The organism is Actinacidiphila sp. bgisy160, assembly GCF_057707815.1.
This window is the reverse complement of record NZ_JBYIQW010000065.1, coordinates 20554-37327: the sequence shown is the minus strand read 5'-3', so window position 1 is coordinate 37327 and position 16774 is coordinate 20554. Positions and strand designations below refer to the sequence as shown.

Here is a 16774-nt window from a genome sequence, read left to right as displayed (position 1 = left end):
TGCGACAACGATCCTCAAGCTCACGCTGCTCTCCTACTGCTGCACGGGTACGTCAACTGCCCTTGTGAAGGCAGCATAGGCGCCATCGACGGCGGCTCCCCGCCGGGACGCACGGCGCTCCGGCAGAAATATTACTCGTCAGTACAGTCCTCGGCCGCCCGGTCGGCAAGAGGCGCGGAGTGTGACCTTGCCGACCCGGGGCCCGGTGCGGGAGTTCAGTGGCGCAGCGCGTTGTAGCGCCCGTGGTGGTAGAGCAGCGGGCGGGCCGCTTCGCCCTCGGGGGCGCCCGCCACGGCCTGGGCGACGACGATGCGGTGGTCACCGGCGGGTATGCGGGCCACCACGCGCGCGACCAGCCACGCCTGGACATCCTCCAAGAGCGGTACTCCATACGGGCCGGGTCCCCACGCGGTGGGCGGCGCGAAGCGGTCGGCGCCGCTGCGGGCGAAGGTGGCGGCGACCTCCTCCTGGTGCTCGCCGAGGATGTGGACGCCCACATGGGTGGCGTCCGCGATGGTGCGCCAGGCGGAGCCGGCGGTGCTGATCCCGAAGGACAGCAGGGGCGGCTCGGCGGAGACGGAGGTGAGGGAGGTGGCCGTGAACCCCGCGGGGCGGGTGCCGGCCGCGGTGACGACCGCGACCCCGGCGGCGTGCCGGCGGAAGACGGCGCGGAAGGAGGTCGAGTCGAACGAGTCGGTCACGGCGCACGGCGGGGGCAGGGGGACCGGCGCGGTTGCGGGGAGCGAGGTGGGCACGGCGCCCAGACAGGACGTTGCCGGCGTGCCGAGGCCGGGAGAGGTGGTCATGGAGTTGTCCTTCGTCGCGCTGTCGGGCCGGAGGGGTGCGGGGGCCTGGGCACTCAACGGCCGTGACAGCGGGCGCTCGCGTGCCGACCGAGGTCGACGTCGAAGCGGGAGTACAGAAGGAGGTCTCGCGACATAACGTCAGGCTGACGATCAGACCGGCGCCGCGTCAAGGGCGCCCCGGCATGTGGGACGGGGTCACAACACCGCCGGTCGCTCACACCGCCGCGCCGAGCGCCACGATGACGTCGGCCTTGCGCGGCGCGCCCGACGCCCGCCGCACCACGGTGCCGCGGGCGTCCAGGACGAGGACGGTGGGCGTCCTGACGATGCCGAGCCTGCGCACGAGGTCGAGGTGGGCCTCGGCGTCGATCTCCACGTGCCGCACCCCGTCGACCATGCCGGCCACCTCGCCGAGGGTGCGCCGGGTGGCCCGGCAGGGCGCGCAGAAGGCGGTGGAGAACTGGAGGAGCGTGGCCCGCTCGCCGAGTTCCGCGCCGATCTCACCCGCCGTCAGCTGCTGCTCCACGTCCTTGTCCCGCACTCGCAACCTTCCGTCCCTGCGCTTGTGGAGGATGCCGAAGATCCCCGCCGCCGCGAGTACGGCGACACACACCATCAGTCCCGTCAATTCCGTCCTCCCTGCCGGTGCAGCGTTCACAGGACCGCCATGATTCCCGGGGGTCCGGACGGTGCCCGTTCCGGAATCATGGCCCCCATGAGCCCTCACGTCATCGATGCCCGCGGACCGCGCTTCGGCGCAAGCCTGACCAGTGTCGTCCTGGCCGCCGTTCTCGTCACCGGCAGCGCCTGGCTGCTGGCCGTCCAGGCGCTGGTGTTCGCGGTGGGCGCCGCCGCCGGTGTGCGGAACTCACCGTACGGCCTGCTGTACCGGGTGGCGGTACGGCCCCGGCTGGGGCCGCCCACCGAGACCGAGGACCCGGCGCCGCCGCGCTTCGCGCAGGCGGTGGGGCTGGGGTTCGCGGTCGTCGGGCTCGCCGGCTACGCCACGGGGCTCGACTGGCTGGGCCTGGCGGCGACATCCTGCGCGCTCGCGGCGGCCTTCCTCAACGCGGCGTTCGGATACTGCCTCGGATGCGAGATGTACCTCCTGCTGCGTCGTACGACCGGGTGACGTGACGAGAATCTCGCCGCACGACGGGCACGCGGGATGACATGGCACCCGTTTACGGTGCACGATCAGCCGGCGGCCGGAAACCTACGGCCGCGTAACTTCCGCCGGGGGCCACCCCCTACGAAGAAGGGGCCCCAGCCATGGCCGAACTCGTCTACCCACCCGTCATCGGCTTCGCCCGCACCATGTTCAAGATGCAGGGGCTGCGCTTCGACATCTCCGGCACCGAGCACGTCCCGCGCAAGGGCGGCGCGTTGCTCGTCAGCAATCACATCGGCTACCTGGACTTCGTGTTCGCGGGGCTGGCGGCGCTCCCGGCGAAGCGGCTGGTGCGTTTCATGGCGAAGGAGTCGGTTTTCCGGCACAAGGTGTCGGGTCCGCTGATGCGGGCCATGAAGCACATCCCGGTGGACCGTTCGGAGGGCATGCACGCGTACAAGCACGCGCTGACGGCTCTGCGCTCGGGCGAGATCATCGGGGTCTTCCCCGAGGCGACCATCTCGCAGTCCTTCACTCTCAAGTCCTTCAAGTCCGGTGCCGCGCGCCTGGCGATGGAGGCCGGCGTACCGTTGCTGCCGGTCGCGCTGTGGGGCACCCAGCGACTGTGGACCAAGGGCCAGCCGCGCCAGCTGGGCCGCAACGGCTTCCCCATCACCATCCGGGTGGGCGAGCAGATGACGCCGCACGCGGACGAGAAGCCGGGCGCGCTGACCCGGCGGCTGCGGCTGCGCGTTCAGGAGCTGCTGGAGGACGCGCAGCGCGCGTACACCGGGCGCCCCTCGGGCCCGAACGACCACTGGTGGCTGCCCGCGCACCTGGGCGGCACCGCCCCCACCCCGGAGGACGTCGCCGCCCGGGAGCGCGCCGCCGCGGCGGAGTGACCACGAGCCGCGCCGGACCACATGCTCCGTGGGTGGGCGGCCGGTTCCTCGCCGGCTGTCCGCACCAGGATCGTGCCGCGCCGCGAGGTCATCGGCTCATGGGTCCGGTAGGTCGGTGGGCAGCAGCCACCACAGGTGCGTCCGGTCGACTGCCTGCCGCAGGGCGGTGAGGACGGCGGGCGGCGGGGTGGCGTACAGACCGGGGCAGTCGCGTTCGCCGAGTCCGGGGCGGGGCACCCAGGCCAGTCGTTCCTCCCGGAGGGAGAAACGGGCGTCGACACCGGGCTTGTTGCCGCGCGGGTCCTGCCGGGCCCAGCGGTCGTGCCCGGGCAGTTTGAGGGCGACGAGCCCGTGGAGGACGGGGTCTGCGCCGTCGTCGGTGAGTGTCTGGTAGCACAGCCCCGCGGGGATGCCCTCGGCGCGCAGCAGCGCGGTCAGGGCGTGGGCCTTGGCGTGGCAGATGCCGGTGCGCTGTTCCAGGACGTCCGAGGCGCGCCAGGTGACGCGTGGGTCCCCGTAGTCGGCGGAGTGCGGGATGGCGTCGCGGACGAAGGTGTAGGCCGCTTCGGCATAGTCATGCGGATCGGGAGCCTCCGCCCGCAGCCGGGCGGCGGTCGCCCGGACCAGCGGGTGGTCGTGGTCGATCACCTCGTCCGCTGCGAGGAAGGCGGTCGCGTCCGCCGCCTGGGGTACCGGCTCCATGTGGCGGATACTAGGAATACGCGCAGCGATTCGGCAAATGACTTTTCCGTAGGCAGCATATCCATGCAGCACGGGGGGTGGCCGTCGTGGCCCGAGCACCCAGACGTCCCGCGCGAGCGGCAATCCTGGTCGTGCTGGCGGTGTTCACCGTGTTCCTGGTCAGCCGTGGCTGCGGCGGCCCCGAGCGGACGCCCGGCGGGCCGCCCCCCGCCACGGGTTCGGCCCCCGATACCACCACGGTCGCGCGGTCGCCCTTCACCGGACTGCCCGAACGCGCCGAAGGCCCCGTGCTCGCGGTGAAGATCGACAACGTGGGGGCCGCCCGCCCGCACACCGGACTGGACCGGGCCGACCTGGTCTACGTGGAGCAGGTGGAGTCCGGGCTCACCCGACTGCTCGCCGTCTTCTCCTCCCAACTGCCCGACCGGGTCGCACCGGTGCGCAGCGCACGCGAGTCGGACCTGGAACTGCTGCGCCAGTTCGGCCGCCCGGCCCTCGCCTTCTCCGGGGCGCAGACCGGGCTGCTGCCGCTGGTCGCGGCGGCGCCGGTGCACGACGTCTCCCCCGCCCACGCCCCCGGCGCCTACGGGCGCGACGGCTCGCGCCCCGCCCCGCACAACCTGTACGCCGCCCCGGAACGGCTGCTCGCGGCTGCACCTGACGCCTCCACCGCACGGGACATAGGCTTCCGTTTTGGTGCCGCACCGCCCGGCGGCACTCCCGAGCGCGACCGCACCGTCCGCTACCCCAATGGCTCGGTGGGCCTGCACTGGTCGGCCGACCGCGGCAGCTGGCTGGTCTCGTTCGACGGCGACCCGGCCACCACGACCGCCGGCGGCAGGCTCGGCGCGCCGACGGTGGTCGTCCAGTACGTCACGGTCCGCCCCTCCGACTTCCACGACCGGTGGGGGAACACCTCCCCGTACAGCGAGACCGTGGGCGCCGGGCGCGCGGTGGTGCTGCGCGACGGCAAGGCGTACGACGCCCGCTGGTCACGACCCGACGCGGCCGGGGGCACACACTTCACCACCCCCGACGGGCAGCCGGTGAACTTCGCCCGCGGCCAGGTCTGGATCGTGCTGGCGCCGCTGCCCCGGTGAGCTCACGCTATGGCGCCGTCCGCCGCGGGGGGATCCGGGGCGACCGGCGCGGCCAGCGCGGAGGCCAGGTCGTCGTGAACGGTGAAGACCCGGATCGTCCGGGTGAGCCGCAACAGCCGCAGCACGCAGGGGCTGTCGGTGACGATCCCGAACCGGCCGCCGCGGTCCAGGGTCCGCTTGCGCGCCCGGATGAGCACCGACAGACCGCTGCAGTCGATGAAGCTCACCCCGCGCAGGTCCACGACGACGTCGGGCCCCGGCCCGGCGGTGACCGCGTCCAGACGCGCGACCGCCCGCACGCCGGCGGACAGGTCGAGCTCCCCCGTCAGTTCCACCACGGTCGTGCCGCCGGCCGTCCACTGCCGCACCCCGAAGTCATGCTCGTCGTCGAACATGCCCGGCCCTCCGACTGCCGCTGCCTGCTGGGCCCTTGACGCGACGTGTGCGCCGCGCGCGGCGAACGCACCACGCACAGCGTCGCGTGTACGGAATACCCCCTGCCGTACGGGGCGTCAACACAACGGACTAAACAGACAGGACGACCAGGTCCCGGGAGGTCTGGTTGAGCCGCTCCCCGCCCTCGGGCGTGCAGACGGCGATGTCCTCGATACGGGCGCCGAAGCGGTCCGGGAGGTAGATCCCGGGCTCGACGGAGAAGGCCATGCCCGGCTCCAGCGGCCGGGAACTGCCCGCGACGATGTACGGCTCCTCGTGCGTCTCCAGCCCGATGCCGTGCCCGGTGCGGTGGATGAAGTGCTCTCCGTAGCCGGCCTCGGCGATGATGTCGCGCCCGACCGCGTCCAGTTCCTCCGCGGTGATCCCGGGGCGGACCGCATCGGTCTGGGCGTGCTGCGCACGCCGCAGCACCTCGTACATCTCGCGGAACTCGGCGGCCGGTTCACCGACCGCGTAGGTGCGGGTGGAGTCGGAGCAGTAGCCCTCCTGCGTGGTGCCGCCGATGTCGACCACGACCGGGTCGCCGGCGCGGATCACCCGGTCCGAGACCTCGTGGTGGGGGCTGGCGCCGTTCGGGCCCGAGGCGACGATGACGAAGTCGACGGTGGTGTGGCCCGCTGCGATGACGGCGTCGGCCACGTCCCGGGCGACCTCGCGCTCGGTACGCCCGGCCCTGAGCCACTCACCGATGCGACGGTGCACCCGGTCGATGGCGCCCGCGGCCCGGCGCAGCGCCTCGGTCTCCGCGGGCGACTTGCGCATCCGCAGTTCGCGCAGCACATCGCCGGCCAGGCTCTGCTCGGCGCCGGGGAGGGCCGCACGGAAGGCGAGCACCTTCTCGGCCCACATGTGGTTGTCGACGGCCACCCGCACGGCCCCCCGCGGCAGCCGGCCGGCGACCAGGGCGTACGGGTCCTCGGTCTCGCCCCAGCCGACGATGTCGACGCCGAGCGCGCCGAGCGGGGATGCCTCGGCGCCGGGCTTCTCCAGGTGGGGCACGACGAGGAAGGGGTCGCCGAGCACCGGCAGCGCCAGGCACACCAGGCGCTCGGTGAGATGGGCGTGGTATCCGGTGAGGTAGCGCAGATCGGGGCCCGGAGAGACGAGCAGCGCGTCGAGTCCCGCGTCGGCGGCGGACTTGCGGGCGAGTTCGAGTCGCTCCGGGGGGTACAGGGATGCGGCAGAGTCGGTCACGACTCTTACCGTAGACGCCCCTGGCACCTGCCGCAGTCGCTCGCGTCGGCGCAGGTCGTAGGCTGGCCCCGATGGATCACCACACCACCCCCGGCGCGCTCGGCGTGCTCGCCGCCCGGTTGCGCGCCCTTCCGCCGTCCTGCGGGCCCGTGCGGCTCGTCGCCGTGGACGGCCACGCCGGATCCGGCAAGACGACGTTCGCCGCCGCGCTGGCCTCCGCGCTGGACGGCGCTCCCGTCGTCCACCTCGACGACCTGGCCACGCACGAGGAGCTGTTCGAGTGGACCGGGCGGCTGCGCGAGCAGGTGCTGGAGCCGCTGCGCCGCGGTCGCACCGCCCGGCCCGCGAAGTACGACTGGGTGGACCGGCGGTTCGCGACCACCCTGGAGGTGCCGCCGGCGCCCGTGGTCCTGCTGGAGGGTGTGGGGGCGGGCCGCCGCGAGCTGCGTCCGTGGCTGGCGAGCCTGCTCTGGCTCGAGGTGTCCCGGGAGACGGCACGCGAGCGCGGCGAGAGGCGGGACGGCCCCGCCCTGGCCGGATTCTGGGCCGGCTGGATGCGGGCGCAGGACGCGCACTTCCTCGCCGACCCCTCCCGGCCCTTCGCGGATCTCCTGGTCCGGCAGCGTCCGGACGGTTACGAGGTGCGGGAACAGCCCATGGACAGCACCCCGGCCGACACCCTCCGTCACTGAACGTGACCGCTTGCAGCCGGGGCGCCGCACCCGTCCGACGGCCGCCGGAGCGGTGCCTGTGGGCGGCTTGACCCGGGGGCCGTACAGGACTTACGTTCTGAACGCGCGGTCATCGTCGACCGCACCTCAGGCGCGAAGCCCCCGGTTGTTCCCCCGTGACCGGGGGCTTCGTTCTGCCCGCAGCGGGTGACCCGGCCCCGTACGGCAGCCAATCACTCACCCAACGTCACCGTCCGCGTCGCTCTACGGCCCACCAGGCCCGCACGGGTACCATGCCAACGGGTGCGCCGCCCCGGGAAGGTGGCGCTCACCTGGCACCAACTACCGGTTCACGTAACCTGGTTGGAGCGGCGGACGGCGGGCGGCACCGGGGGAACGGCTGGTGGGGACCTGATGGACTTCGGCACAGAGCATTCTGGCGCCCCCGCCGATCTCGCCTGGATGCGGGCCGTCGAGGCCTACACCATGGGCGCCTATACGCAGGCCGAGGAGGAGTTCCGCGTCGCGGTCCGCCTCGATCCCGGCATGGCGGACGCCTGGCTCGGACTGCACGCGCTGCGGGCGGACACCTCCACCGCGCTGCTGCAGATGTACCGGCACCGCGACCGCTTCGGCGAGCAGCGCAGCGCGCACCGCCGCTCCATGAACTCCTGGTACTGGCTGGGGTGGTGGGTGCAGCCGGTGCTGGAGACCCGTCGCGACCTGCTGCTCGCGCACGCCTCCCACTGGCTCGACGGCCGCCACATCGCGGAGCTGGACCGGGCCCTGGCCGAGTGCCCGCCGATCGACACCGATCCGCACGTGCGTTTCCTGCACGCCTGCCGGGCCTATCTGGTCAAGGACTGGGACCAGTTGGTCCGCCACACCGAACCGCTCCTCGGCGACCAGGTCCTGGGCATCGAGGCGGGTCTGTTCGGCGGCATGGCCCGGGTCCGGCTGGAGCTGTACGGGCAGGCCGAGCCACTGCTGGCGACGGCGCTGATGCGCTGCCGCAGCGAACAGCCGCAGCGCAAGGAACTCCGTTACTGGCTCGCCCGCGCCTACGAGGGCACCGGCCGCACCGCCGCCGCGCTCCCGCTGTACCAGGCGGTGCACCGCGTGGACCCGGCGTTCATGGACACCGCCGCACGGCTCGCCGCGATCGACGAGTCCGACGGCCTCACCGACGGGCCGGCCGACCTGGCCCCGGTCACCCTGCAGGGCTACGGCCAGACCGGGTCCGACGCGCTGCCGCCCGACCCCGATCCGCTCGACGCGCGGGCCGGGGCGGCGGCGATGCCGGGCGGCCTCGGGGCGGGTTCGGTCCTGGACGACCCGCTGGGCGCGGTCGGCCCGATCGACGACGACATCCGGGAGAAGGCGATCCTGCCGGTCTCCCCCGTCCCGCCGCAGGTCCCGGTGACGGCCCCGGACCCGGTGCTGCTCTCCCAGGCTCTGGCCGAACTCGACCGCATGGTGGGCCTGGAGCCCGTCAAGCGCCAGGTGCGCGCGCTGTCCGCGCAGTTGCGGATGGCCCGGCTGCGCGCGGGACAGGGCCTGCCGGTGCAGCCACCCAAACGGCACTTCGTCTTCTCGGGCCCTTCCGGCACCGGCAAGACCACGGTGGCGCGCATCCTCGGCCGGGTCTTCTACGCCCTCGGTCTGCTGGGCGGCGACCACCTGGTCGAGGCCCAACGCGCCGACCTCGTCGGCGAGTTCCTGGGGCAGACGGCCGTCAAGGCCAACGAACTGATCGACTCCGCGCTCGGCGGGGTGCTCTTCGTCGACGAGGCGTACGCGCTGTCCAACTCCGGCTACAGCAAGGGCGACGCCTACGGCGACGAGGCGCTGCAGGTCCTGCTGAAGCGCGCGGAGGACAACCGCGACCGCCTGGTCGTCATCCTCGCCGGCTACCCCGAGGGCATGGACCGCCTGCTGGCGGCCAACCCCGGCCTCGGTTCCCGCTTCACCACCCGGGTCGACTTCCCCAGCTACCGGCCGCACGAGCTGACCAGCATCGGCGAGGTCCTCGCCGCCGACAACGGGGACCGCTGGGACGGCGAGGCCCTGGAGGAACTGCTCGCCATCAGCGGCCACGTCGTCGAGCAGGGCTGGATCGACGAGCTGGGCAACGGCCGCTTCCTGCGCACCCTGTACGAGAAGAGCTGTGCCTACCGCGACCTGCGGCTGTCCGGCTACGCGGGAGCGCCCTCCCGGGACGACCTGTCGACACTGCGGCTGCCCGACCTGATGCAGGCCTACGGCGAGGTGCTGTCGGGCCGCGGCCCCGGGCTGCCGCCGCCCGAGCCGCCGGAGTGAGCGACGTGAGCGGGGCCCGGGCCGTATGCGCGTATGCGGCCCGGGCCCCGCTCACATGGGTTCCGTCAGCCGGCCATCACACGCGACGGCCGGGCGACCTCGCCGGGCTCCGGGGCGGCCGTGGTGTCACCGGCCGCGACGGGCTCCGGGACCTCCCGGTGGGCCGGGTCGCGGACCTCGCCGACCAGCATCTCCAGCACGTCCTCCAGGGCGACCAGCCCCAGTACGCGCCCGCCGGAGTCCGCGACCGCCGCCAGGTGGGAAGCGGCCCGCCGCATCTGGGTGAGCGCGTCGTCCAGCGGCAGCTCCGCGCGGAGGGTGGCCATCGGCCGCCACAGTCGCGCCGGGACGGGCCGGCCGGTGTCCTCCAGGTCGAGGACGTCCTTCACATGGAGGTAGCCGAGGTAGGCACCATCCGGTCCGGCCACCGGGAAGCGCGAGTAGCCGGTGCGCACGGTCAGCTCCTCGACCTCGGCGGGGGTGACGGACGCGTCGACCGTCACCAGCTCCTCCGGGGACAGCAGGACGTCCGTGACCGGGCGGGTGCCCAGTTCCAGCGCGTCCTCCAGGCGCTCCTGGGCGTCGGGGTCCAGGAGTCCGGCCTGCCGGGCGTCCTCGACGAGCACGGTCAGCTCCTCGCTGGTGAAGACCGCGTCGATCTCGTCCTTGGGCTCGACCCGGAACAGCCGCAGCACGAGCTTGGCGCACCAGCCGAGCACCGCGATGACCGGCCGGAACAGCCGGGCGAAGCCGACCAGGCCGGGGCTGAGCCACAGCGCGGTCTTCTCGGGCGCCGCCATCGCCAGGTTCTTGGGGACCATCTCACCGATGACGAGGTGGAGGAAGACCACGACGGCGAGCGCGATGACGTAGCCGAGCGGGTGGATCAGCCCCTCGGGCAGGTGGATCGCCTCGAAGAGCGGCTCCAGCAGGTGGGCGACGGTCGGTTCGGCGACCGCGCCCAGCGTCAGGGAGCAGACCGTGATGCCGAACTGGGCCGCCGCCATCATCTGCGGCAGGTTCTCCAGCCCGTGCAGGACCGTACGGGCCCGCCGCTGCGCGCCGGCGAGCGGCTCGATCTGGCTGCGCCGTACGGAGACCAGCGCGAACTCGGCGCCGACGAAGAAGCCGTTGCCCAGCACCAGCAGGCCGGCGAAGAACAGTTGCAGGAAGCTCATCGCTCGCCCTCCTGCCCGTCCTCATGTTCCTCGAACCCGACGCGAACCAGGCGAACCCTTTCGGCACGGTGGTGCGCGACCTCGCGCACCCGCAGCTCCCACCCGGGCAGCACCGCGGTGTCCCCGGGCTCGGGAATGCGTTCGAGGAGGTCGGCGACGAGGCCGGCCACCGTCTCGTACGGGCCCTCGGGGGCCTCCAGCCCTATGCGCTCCAGCAGGTCGATCCGGCAGCCGCCGTCGGCGTCCCAGACGGGATTGCCGTTCTCCGCAGGGGCGGCCGCCAGCTCGGGCAGGTCGACGCTGTCGTGCTCGTCGCGCACCTCGCCGACGAGTTCCTCGACGATGTCCTCCAGGGTGACGACACCGGCGGTGCCGCCGTACTCGTCGACGACCACGGCGATCGGCTGCTCGCGGCGCAGTCGCTCCAGGAGCGGCTGCACCGGCAGCGTCTCGGGGACGAGCAGCGGGGCCACCGTGACCCGGCCGACCGGCGTACGGTCACGAAGGTGCGCCGGGACGGCGAGCGCGTCCTTCAGGCTCGCCATGCCGACGATGTCGTCCAGCCGCTCCCGGTAGACCGGGAAGCGGGACAGCCCGGTGGCCCGGGTCAGGTTGAGGACGTCGGCGGCGGTGGCGGTGTCCTGCAGGGCGCTGACGCGCACGCGCGGGGTCATCACGTTCTCCGCGGTGAGGTCACCGAGGGATATGGTGCGGACGAAGAGGTCCGCGGTGTCCTGCTCGATGGCCCCGGCACGGGCGGAGTGGCGGGCCAGCGAGACCAGCTCGGTGGGGGTGCGCGCGGAGGCCAGCTCCTCGGCGGGCTCCACGCCCAGCGCCCGCACCAGGCGGTTCGCGGCGGCGTTGAGGGCCTCGATGACCGGGCGGAACACCGCGGAGAAGGCCCGCTGCGGTCCGGCCACGAAGCGGGCCACCTGCAGCGGACGGGACACCGCCCAGTTCTTGGGCACGAGCTCGCCGATGACCATCTGGACGGCCGAGGCGAGGATCATCCCGGTCACGACCGCCACGGCGGGCGCCGCGCCCTCGGGTACGCCCATCGAGGTGATCGGTCCGGCGAACAGGTCGGCGAGGGCCGGCTCGGCCAGCATGCCCACGACCAGCGAGGTGATCGTGATGCCCAGCTGGGTGCCCGAGAGCTGGAAGGACAGCTTGCGCAGCGCCTCCACGACGCCGCGGGCCCTGCGGTCACCCTCGGCGGCGGCACGCTCGGCGGCCGGCCGCTCCACGGTCACCAGGCCGAACTCGGCGGCGACGAAGAAGCCGTTCGCCAGGATCAGGAGGAAGGCTGCCGCGAGCAGCAGCAATGAAGCGCTCATGCCGCCGCTCCCGTATGTCGAGGGGGAGAGGCGGCGCAGGTACTACCGGACGATCCGTCCATCGTGGATTGGGTGTCACTCCTCGGGTCGTTGCGAAGGTTCCAGAGTAATGAAGAGTCGGGCCGTGGCGGCAGGTCTAGTGCGCCGTCGGCTTGCCGGTACCGTACGCCTCCGCGAGGGCCCGCAGGGCGCGCGCGTCGCGCAACGCGCGGGCGCGTCCGATCCCGGGCTGGATGCCCATGGCGGCCAGGCTGGTGCCGTCCGCCAGGTCGAGGTGGACCCACGGGTCTCCGGCGCGCAGGTTCACCCGGAGGACCTGCGCCCATTCCAGCCGGCGCCGGGTCGTCAGGTTGACGACGGTCACTCCCTCGCGGTCGGCGGCCACCTTGGGGCGGCTGAGCAGCACGAGCACCCCGGCGACCAGCAGCCCGGTGAGCACGATCCAGATCCGGTCCGAGGTGTGCCAGGGCCGCGCGCCGTCCGCGGGGAGCAGGACGGCGATCACGACGAAGGCCACGAGCAGCCCGGCACCCAGGCCCAGCAGCACCGCGCGGGTGCGGGCCGGCCGGAAGGTGACGGGCAGCTCGGGGAGGTTCACCGGCATGGCGGAGGGGGTGGGCGAGGTCACAGGCGGCACGCGTGGATCCCGGTGGTGAGGATGGCCCGCGCGCCGAGGTCGTACAGCTCGTCCATGATCCGCTGGGCCTCGCGGCTGGGGACCATGGCGCGGACGGCGACCCAGCCCTCGTGGTGCAGCGGGGAGACGGTCGGCGACTCCAGGCCGGGCGTGAGGGCGATGGCGCGCTCGACGTGCTCGACGCGGATGTCGTAGTCCATCATCACGTAGCGGCGCGCCACCAGGACGCCCTGGAGGCGGCGCAGGAACTGCCGGACCTTCGCGTCGGCCGCGGTGTCCTCGCCGCCGGCGCCGACCCGGCGGACGACGACCGCCTCGGATTCGAGGATCGGCTCCCCGATGACCTCCAGGCCGGCGTTGCGCAGCGAGGTGCCCGTCTCGACGACGTCGGCGATGACCTCCGCCACACCGAGGTGGATGGAGGTCTCGACGGCGCCGTCGAGACGGACCACGGAGGCGTCCACCGCGTTGTCGGCGAGGTGCTTCCTGACGATCTCCGGGTAGGAGGTCGCGACGGTCCTGCCGCCGAACTCCTTCACGTCCGTCACGCCGCCGGGGGTGGTGGCGTAGCGGAAGGTGGAGCGGGCGAAGCCGAGCTGCAGGATCTCCTCGGCGTTGGCAGCGGAGTCCAGCAGCAGGTCGCGGCCGGTGATGCCGATGTCGAGGCGGCCCGAGCCGACGTAGATGGCGATGTCGCGCGGGCGCAGGTAGAAGAACTCGACGTCGTTCTCGCCGTCGACGAGCACGAGTTCCTTGGAGTCCTTGCGCTGGCGGTAGCCGGCCTCATGCAGCATCGCCGACGCAGGTCCGGACAGTGAACCCTTGTTGGGGACGGCGATGCGCAGCATGGGTGCTTTCCTTTTCGGCTCGGATGTACGGGCAACAGCGCGTAGGGCGGGTCTGACCTGCGATGATCCGCTCAGAGATGAGCGTATACGTCGTCAAGGGCGATGCCTCGGGCGACCATCATCACCTGCAGGTGGTACAGCAGCTGGGAGATCTCCTCCGCGGTGCGGTCGGCGCCTTCGTACTCGGCTGCCATCCACACCTCGGCGGCCTCCTCGACCACCTTCTTGCCGATCGCGTGCACTCCCTTGCCGACCAGTTCGGCCGTACGGGAGGTGCTGGGGTCGCCGGTGGCGGCCTTGCGCTGGAGCTCGGCGAAGAGCTCCTCGAATGTCTTCTTGGCCATGGTGGTCCCCACCCTACGCGGAAGTGCCCCTACCTCATCGCCACGGCTCGGATACTGAACGCAGGACGGTGGCGGTGGCGATCGCGGCGGTGACGGCCTCGTGCCCCTTGTCCTCGTTCGAGCCGGGCAGACCGGCACGGTCCAGGGCCTGCTCCTCGGTGTCACAGGTGAGCACGCCGAAGCCGACCGGCACGCCGGTGTCGATCGAGACCTGGGTCAGGCCCTGGGTGACGCCCTGGCAGACGTACTCGAAGTGCGGCGTGCCGCCGCGGATGACGACGCCGAGGGCGACGACCGCGTCGTAGCCCCGGCTCGCCAGCACCTTGGCGGCGACCGGCAGTTCGAAGCTGCCCGGCACGCGCAGCAGGGTGGGCTCGTCGATGCCCAGGTCGCTCAGGGCGCGCAGGGCGCCGTCGACCAGCCCGTCCATCACCTGCTCGTGCCACTGTGCCGCGATCACGGCCACGCGCAGGTCACCGCAGTTCTTCACGGTCAGCTCGGGGGCGCCCTTACCGCTCACGTCCGTCTTCTCCTTGCTCGTTCTTACTGGTTCTTGCTCTGGTCGTTCTGGCTGTACGGGGTCGTTCCGCCGGTGGTACCGGTTCGGGGGCCTACTGGTTGCCGCAGGTGCCGGTGGGGGCCGGGTCGAGCCAGGGCAGGTCGTGGCCCATGCGGTCCCGCTTGGTGCGCAGGTACCGCAGGTTGTGCTCGCCGGCCGCGATCGGCATGGCGACGCGCTCGACGACCTTCAGACCGTGCCGCTCCAGGGCGTCCGTCTTGTCGGGGTTGTTGGTCATCAGGCGCAGGGAGCGCACGCCGAGGTCGTCGAGCATCTGGGCGGCGGCGCCGTAGTCGCGGGCGTCGGCGGGCAGTCCGAGCTCCAGGTTCGCGTCGAGCGTGTCGCGGCCGCGCTCCTGGAGCTCGTACGCCCGCAGCTTGGACATCAGGCCGATGCCCCGGCCCTCGTGGCCGCGGAGGTAGACCACGACGCCCCGGCCCTCGGCCGCCACCTTTTCGAGTGAGGCCTGCAACTGCGGTCCGCAGTCGCAGCGCAGCGAGTGGAAGACGTCGCCGGTGAGGCACTCGGAGTGGACGCGGACGAGGACGTCCTCGCCGTCGCCGATCTCGCCGGCCGCGAGCGCGATGTGCTCGACGCCGTCGACGGTGCTGCGGTAGCCGTACGCGCGGAAGTCGCCGAAGGCAGTGGGCAGCCGGGTCTCGGCCTCCCGGCGCACGGTCGGCTCCGAGCTGCGGCGGTAGGCGATCAGGTCCTCGATGGAGATGATGGCCAGTCCGTGCTTGCGGGCGAAGTGGACCAGTTCGGGGAGGCGGGCCATCGTCCCGTCCTCGTTGGCGATCTCCACGATGGCGGCGGCCGGGCGCAGCCCGGCGAGCCGGGCCAGGTCGACGCCCGCCTCGGTGTGGCCGTTGCGGGTGAGGACGCCGCCGGACTTGGCGCGCAGCGGGAAGACGTGGCCGGGCCGGACGAAGTCGCCGGAGGTGGAACCACCGGAGGCCAGCAGGCGGATGGTGGTCGCGCGGTCGGCGGCGGAGATGCCGGTGGTCACTCCGTGGACGCCGCTCGCGTCGACGGAGACGGTGAACGCGGTCTGCATGGACTCGGTGTTGGAGTCCACCATCTGCGGCAGGTCGAGCCGGTCCAGGTCGTGCTCCTCCATGGGCACGCAGATCAGACCACGGCACTCGGTCATCATGAAGGCGACGATCTCCGGGGTGGCCTTCTCCGCCGCGATGATGAGATCGCCCTCGTTCTCGCGGTTCTCGTCGTCCACGACGACGACCGGCCGGCCGGCCGCTATGTCGGCGATCGCACGCTCGACGGGGTCGAGGACGATCGGGGCGTCCTCCGCCACGTAGAGGGTGTGCAGTGCGGTGGTCATGCGGCCGCTCCTTCCAGGGCGGGCCCGCCGTGCCGCGGGACCCGGGTCTGCTGCCACCAGGCGTACAAGCCGGCGATCACGAGAACGAAGTAGATGACGTACACGAGCGCGGAGAACTTCAGGTCGCTGTTCCAGGCGAGGGGGACGCCGACCGCGTCGACGGCGAGCCAGGCGAACCAGAACTCGACCCAGCCCCTGGCCATGGCCACCATCGCGGCGACGGTGCCGACGAAGATGTAGGCGTCCGGCCACGGGTTCCAGGACAGCGACGGGTAAAGGGTGAAGAGGCCGACGACCGCGAACAGTCCGGCCGCCGTACCGGCGGCCAGCGCGCCCCGCTCCCGCCAGGTGGCGAAGCGGACCCGGATCTCGCCGCCGTCCCGGACGCCGCGGCGCCACTGGAACCAGCCCCACACGGCGACGCCGATGACGAGCAGCTGCTTGCCGACGCCGCCGGTGAGCTGCGCCGACCAGTAGGCGGCGACGAGCACCACGCCGGACAGCAGCTGGACCGGCCAGGCCCACACCGAGCGGCGCCACCCCAGGGCGAGACCGGCGAGGCCGAGGCCGTTGCCCACGACGTCGGTCCACTTGAAGTGCTCACCGAAGGCGGAGAAGGCGACACTGTTCAGGGTGTCGAGGGCGCTCATTCCGCCTGAGCCCCCTTCGGCGCCCCTGCCCGCTCCCCGTACAGCCGCTCGACGTACTTGGCGATGACGTCGACCTCGAGGTTCACCGGGTCGCCGGGCTGCTTGAAGCCGAGCGTGGTGAGGGCGAGGGTGGTCGGGATCAGGCTGACGGAGAAGAAGTCGGGGCCGGCCTCGACGACGGTGAGGCTGATGCCGTCGACGGTGATCGAGCCCTTCTCGACGACGTAGCGGGACAGCTCGGCCGGGAGCGAGATCCGCACGATCTCCCAGTGCTCCGCGGGGGTCCGCGAGATCACCGCGCCGGTGCCGTCCACATGGCCCTGGACGAGGTGGCCGCCGAGGCGGCCGCCCAGCGCCATGGGGCGCTCCAGGTTGACCCGGCTGCCGGCCTCCAGCGCGCCGAGGCTGGAGCGCCCCAGGGTCTCGGCCATCACGTCGGCGGTGAACTCGCCGTCCGAGGTGTCGACGACGGTGAGGCACACCCCGTTGACCGCGATCGAGTCGCCGTGCTTGGCGCCCTCGGTGACGACCGGACCGCGCAGACGGAAGCGGGAGGCGTCGCCCAGGTCCTCGACGGCGACGACGTCGCCCAGCTCTTCGACGATTCCGGTGAACACG

General features: G+C 72.5%; 19 protein-coding genes. 5 read left to right on the top strand and 14 right to left on the bottom strand.

Going from position 1 to position 16774, the window contains the following annotated elements; translation table 11 throughout:
• Positions 1–215: 215 nt before the first annotated feature.
• Both AC3EUJ_RS32635 and AC3EUJ_RS32630 read right to left on the bottom strand, forming a co-directional pair.
• Positions 216–806 (bottom strand): flavin reductase family protein, encoded by a 591-nt coding sequence (locus AC3EUJ_RS32635; protein ID WP_431967818.1) that lies wholly within the window; start codon positions 804–806, stop codon positions 216–218.
• 214 nt (positions 807–1020) lie between these two features.
• A complete protein-coding gene (locus AC3EUJ_RS32630; protein ID WP_431967816.1) occupies positions 1021–1434 on the bottom strand; it encodes a TlpA family protein disulfide reductase in 414 nt (137 codons plus the stop codon).
• Between the two features lie 87 nt (positions 1435–1521).
• On the opposite strand from AC3EUJ_RS32630, the gene AC3EUJ_RS32625 reads away from it, so the two are divergent.
• On the top strand, positions 1522–1938 hold the full coding sequence (locus AC3EUJ_RS32625; RefSeq protein WP_431967814.1) for a DUF4395 domain-containing protein: 417 nt from the start codon (positions 1522–1524) through the stop codon (positions 1936–1938).
• A 140-nt stretch (positions 1939–2078) separates the two neighbouring features.
• The gene (locus AC3EUJ_RS32620; protein ID WP_431967812.1) at positions 2079–2819 is read left to right on the top strand and encodes a lysophospholipid acyltransferase family protein; all 741 of its coding nucleotides are present in this window, start codon (positions 2079–2081) and stop codon (positions 2817–2819) included.
• A gap of 96 nt (positions 2820–2915) precedes the next feature.
• On the opposite strand, the gene AC3EUJ_RS32615 is transcribed toward AC3EUJ_RS32620, so the two are convergent.
• The gene (locus tag AC3EUJ_RS32615) at positions 2916–3521 is read right to left on the bottom strand and encodes a transglutaminase-like domain-containing protein (protein WP_431967810.1); all 606 of its coding nucleotides are present in this window, start codon (positions 3519–3521) and stop codon (positions 2916–2918) included.
• 86 nt (positions 3522–3607) lie between these two features.
• On the opposite strand from AC3EUJ_RS32615, the gene AC3EUJ_RS32610 reads away from it, so the two are divergent.
• The gene (locus AC3EUJ_RS32610; RefSeq protein ID WP_431967808.1) at positions 3608–4621 is read left to right on the top strand and encodes a DUF3048 domain-containing protein; all 1014 of its coding nucleotides are present in this window, start codon (positions 3608–3610) and stop codon (positions 4619–4621) included.
• Positions 4622–4623: 2 nt separating this feature from the next.
• Here AC3EUJ_RS32610 and AC3EUJ_RS32605 read toward each other — a convergent pair whose 3' ends face one another.
• Positions 4624–5016 (bottom strand): STAS domain-containing protein, encoded by a 393-nt coding sequence (locus AC3EUJ_RS32605; RefSeq protein ID WP_431967806.1) that lies wholly within the window; start codon positions 5014–5016, stop codon positions 4624–4626.
• A gap of 130 nt (positions 5017–5146) precedes the next feature.
• Positions 5147–6271 (bottom strand): M24 family metallopeptidase, encoded by a 1125-nt coding sequence (locus tag AC3EUJ_RS32600; RefSeq protein WP_431967804.1) that lies wholly within the window; start codon positions 6269–6271, stop codon positions 5147–5149.
• A gap of 71 nt (positions 6272–6342) precedes the next feature.
• Here AC3EUJ_RS32600 and AC3EUJ_RS32595 point away from each other — a divergent pair, with 71 nt between their 5' ends.
• Both AC3EUJ_RS32595 and AC3EUJ_RS32590 read left to right on the top strand, forming a co-directional pair.
• Positions 6343–6963: a uridine kinase family protein gene (locus AC3EUJ_RS32595; RefSeq protein WP_431967802.1), complete on the top strand. Its 621-nt coding sequence runs from the start codon at positions 6343–6345 to the stop codon at positions 6961–6963.
• Between the two features lie 393 nt (positions 6964–7356).
• Positions 7357–9261: an AAA family ATPase gene (locus AC3EUJ_RS32590; RefSeq protein WP_431967800.1), complete on the top strand. Its 1905-nt coding sequence runs from the start codon at positions 7357–7359 to the stop codon at positions 9259–9261.
• Positions 9262–9326: 65 nt separating this feature from the next.
• Here AC3EUJ_RS32590 and AC3EUJ_RS32585 read toward each other — a convergent pair whose 3' ends face one another.
• From AC3EUJ_RS32585 to AC3EUJ_RS32545, 9 genes are all read right to left on the bottom strand, one after another.
• The gene (locus AC3EUJ_RS32585) at positions 9327–10439 is read right to left on the bottom strand and encodes a hemolysin family protein (RefSeq protein ID WP_431967798.1); all 1113 of its coding nucleotides are present in this window, start codon (positions 10437–10439) and stop codon (positions 9327–9329) included.
• Entirely contained in the window at positions 10436–11776 is a 1341-nt protein-coding gene (locus tag AC3EUJ_RS32580) for a hemolysin family protein (protein ID WP_431967796.1), read from the bottom strand. Before AC3EUJ_RS32580 ends, AC3EUJ_RS32585 begins: the two co-directional genes overlap by 4 nt.
• Before the next feature lie 136 nt (positions 11777–11912).
• Positions 11913–12380 (bottom strand): PH domain-containing protein, encoded by a 468-nt coding sequence (locus AC3EUJ_RS32575; RefSeq protein ID WP_431967822.1) that lies wholly within the window; start codon positions 12378–12380, stop codon positions 11913–11915.
• Positions 12381–12400: 20 nt separating this feature from the next.
• Positions 12401–13261 (bottom strand): ATP phosphoribosyltransferase, encoded by an 861-nt coding sequence (gene hisG, locus AC3EUJ_RS32570; RefSeq protein WP_431967794.1) that lies wholly within the window; start codon positions 13259–13261, stop codon positions 12401–12403.
• Positions 13262–13332: 71 nt separating this feature from the next.
• The gene (locus AC3EUJ_RS32565; RefSeq protein ID WP_431967792.1) at positions 13333–13605 is read right to left on the bottom strand and encodes a phosphoribosyl-ATP diphosphatase; all 273 of its coding nucleotides are present in this window, start codon (positions 13603–13605) and stop codon (positions 13333–13335) included.
• Between the two features lie 34 nt (positions 13606–13639).
• Positions 13640–14125 carry a 6,7-dimethyl-8-ribityllumazine synthase gene (ribH, locus tag AC3EUJ_RS32560; protein ID WP_431967790.1) on the bottom strand — a complete coding sequence of 162 codons (486 nt, stop codon included), beginning with the start codon at positions 14123–14125 and terminating at the stop codon, positions 13640–13642.
• A gap of 91 nt (positions 14126–14216) precedes the next feature.
• Positions 14217–15506: a bifunctional 3,4-dihydroxy-2-butanone-4-phosphate synthase/GTP cyclohydrolase II gene (locus AC3EUJ_RS32555; protein ID WP_431967788.1), complete on the bottom strand. Its 1290-nt coding sequence runs from the start codon at positions 15504–15506 to the stop codon at positions 14217–14219.
• Positions 15503–16156, bottom strand: coding sequence for a nicotinamide mononucleotide transporter family protein (locus tag AC3EUJ_RS32550; RefSeq protein WP_431967786.1), 654 nt, complete (start codon positions 16154–16156; stop codon positions 15503–15505). Before AC3EUJ_RS32550 ends, AC3EUJ_RS32555 begins: the two co-directional genes overlap by 4 nt.
• Positions 16153–16773 carry a riboflavin synthase gene (locus AC3EUJ_RS32545; RefSeq protein ID WP_431967784.1) on the bottom strand — a complete coding sequence of 207 codons (621 nt, stop codon included), beginning with the start codon at positions 16771–16773 and terminating at the stop codon, positions 16153–16155. The genes AC3EUJ_RS32550 and AC3EUJ_RS32545 overlap by 4 nt, the downstream gene beginning before the upstream one ends.
• Position 16774 lies beyond the last annotated feature (1 nt).

Coding starts and splice junctions, on each gene's coding strand:
- AC3EUJ_RS32555 (WP_431967788.1), bottom strand. CDS start 15,506: ATGACCACCGCACTGCACACCCTCTACGTGGCGGAGGACGCCCCGATC.
- AC3EUJ_RS32595 (WP_431967802.1), top strand. CDS start 6,343: ATGGATCACCACACCACCCCCGGCGCGCTCGGCGTGCTCGCCGCCCGG.
- AC3EUJ_RS32575 (WP_431967822.1), bottom strand. CDS start 12,380: ATGCCGGTGAACCTCCCCGAGCTGCCCGTCACCTTCCGGCCGGCCCGC.
- AC3EUJ_RS32550 (WP_431967786.1), bottom strand. CDS start 16,156: ATGAGCGCCCTCGACACCCTGAACAGTGTCGCCTTCTCCGCCTTCGGT.
- AC3EUJ_RS32585 (WP_431967798.1), bottom strand. CDS start 10,439: ATGAGCTTCCTGCAACTGTTCTTCGCCGGCCTGCTGGTGCTGGGCAAC.
- AC3EUJ_RS32620 (WP_431967812.1), top strand. CDS start 2,079: ATGGCCGAACTCGTCTACCCACCCGTCATCGGCTTCGCCCGCACCATG.
- hisG (WP_431967794.1), bottom strand. CDS start 13,261: ATGCTGCGCATCGCCGTCCCCAACAAGGGTTCACTGTCCGGACCTGCG.
- AC3EUJ_RS32580 (WP_431967796.1), bottom strand. CDS start 11,776: ATGAGCGCTTCATTGCTGCTGCTCGCGGCAGCCTTCCTCCTGATCCTG.
- AC3EUJ_RS32565 (WP_431967792.1), bottom strand. CDS start 13,605: ATGGCCAAGAAGACATTCGAGGAGCTCTTCGCCGAGCTCCAGCGCAAG.
- AC3EUJ_RS32605 (WP_431967806.1), bottom strand. CDS start 5,016: ATGTTCGACGACGAGCATGACTTCGGGGTGCGGCAGTGGACGGCCGGC.
- AC3EUJ_RS32635 (WP_431967818.1), bottom strand. CDS start 806: ATGACCACCTCTCCCGGCCTCGGCACGCCGGCAACGTCCTGTCTGGGC.
- AC3EUJ_RS32625 (WP_431967814.1), top strand. CDS start 1,522: ATGAGCCCTCACGTCATCGATGCCCGCGGACCGCGCTTCGGCGCAAGC.
- AC3EUJ_RS32615 (WP_431967810.1), bottom strand. CDS start 3,521: ATGGAGCCGGTACCCCAGGCGGCGGACGCGACCGCCTTCCTCGCAGCG.
- AC3EUJ_RS32590 (WP_431967800.1), top strand. CDS start 7,357: ATGGACTTCGGCACAGAGCATTCTGGCGCCCCCGCCGATCTCGCCTGG.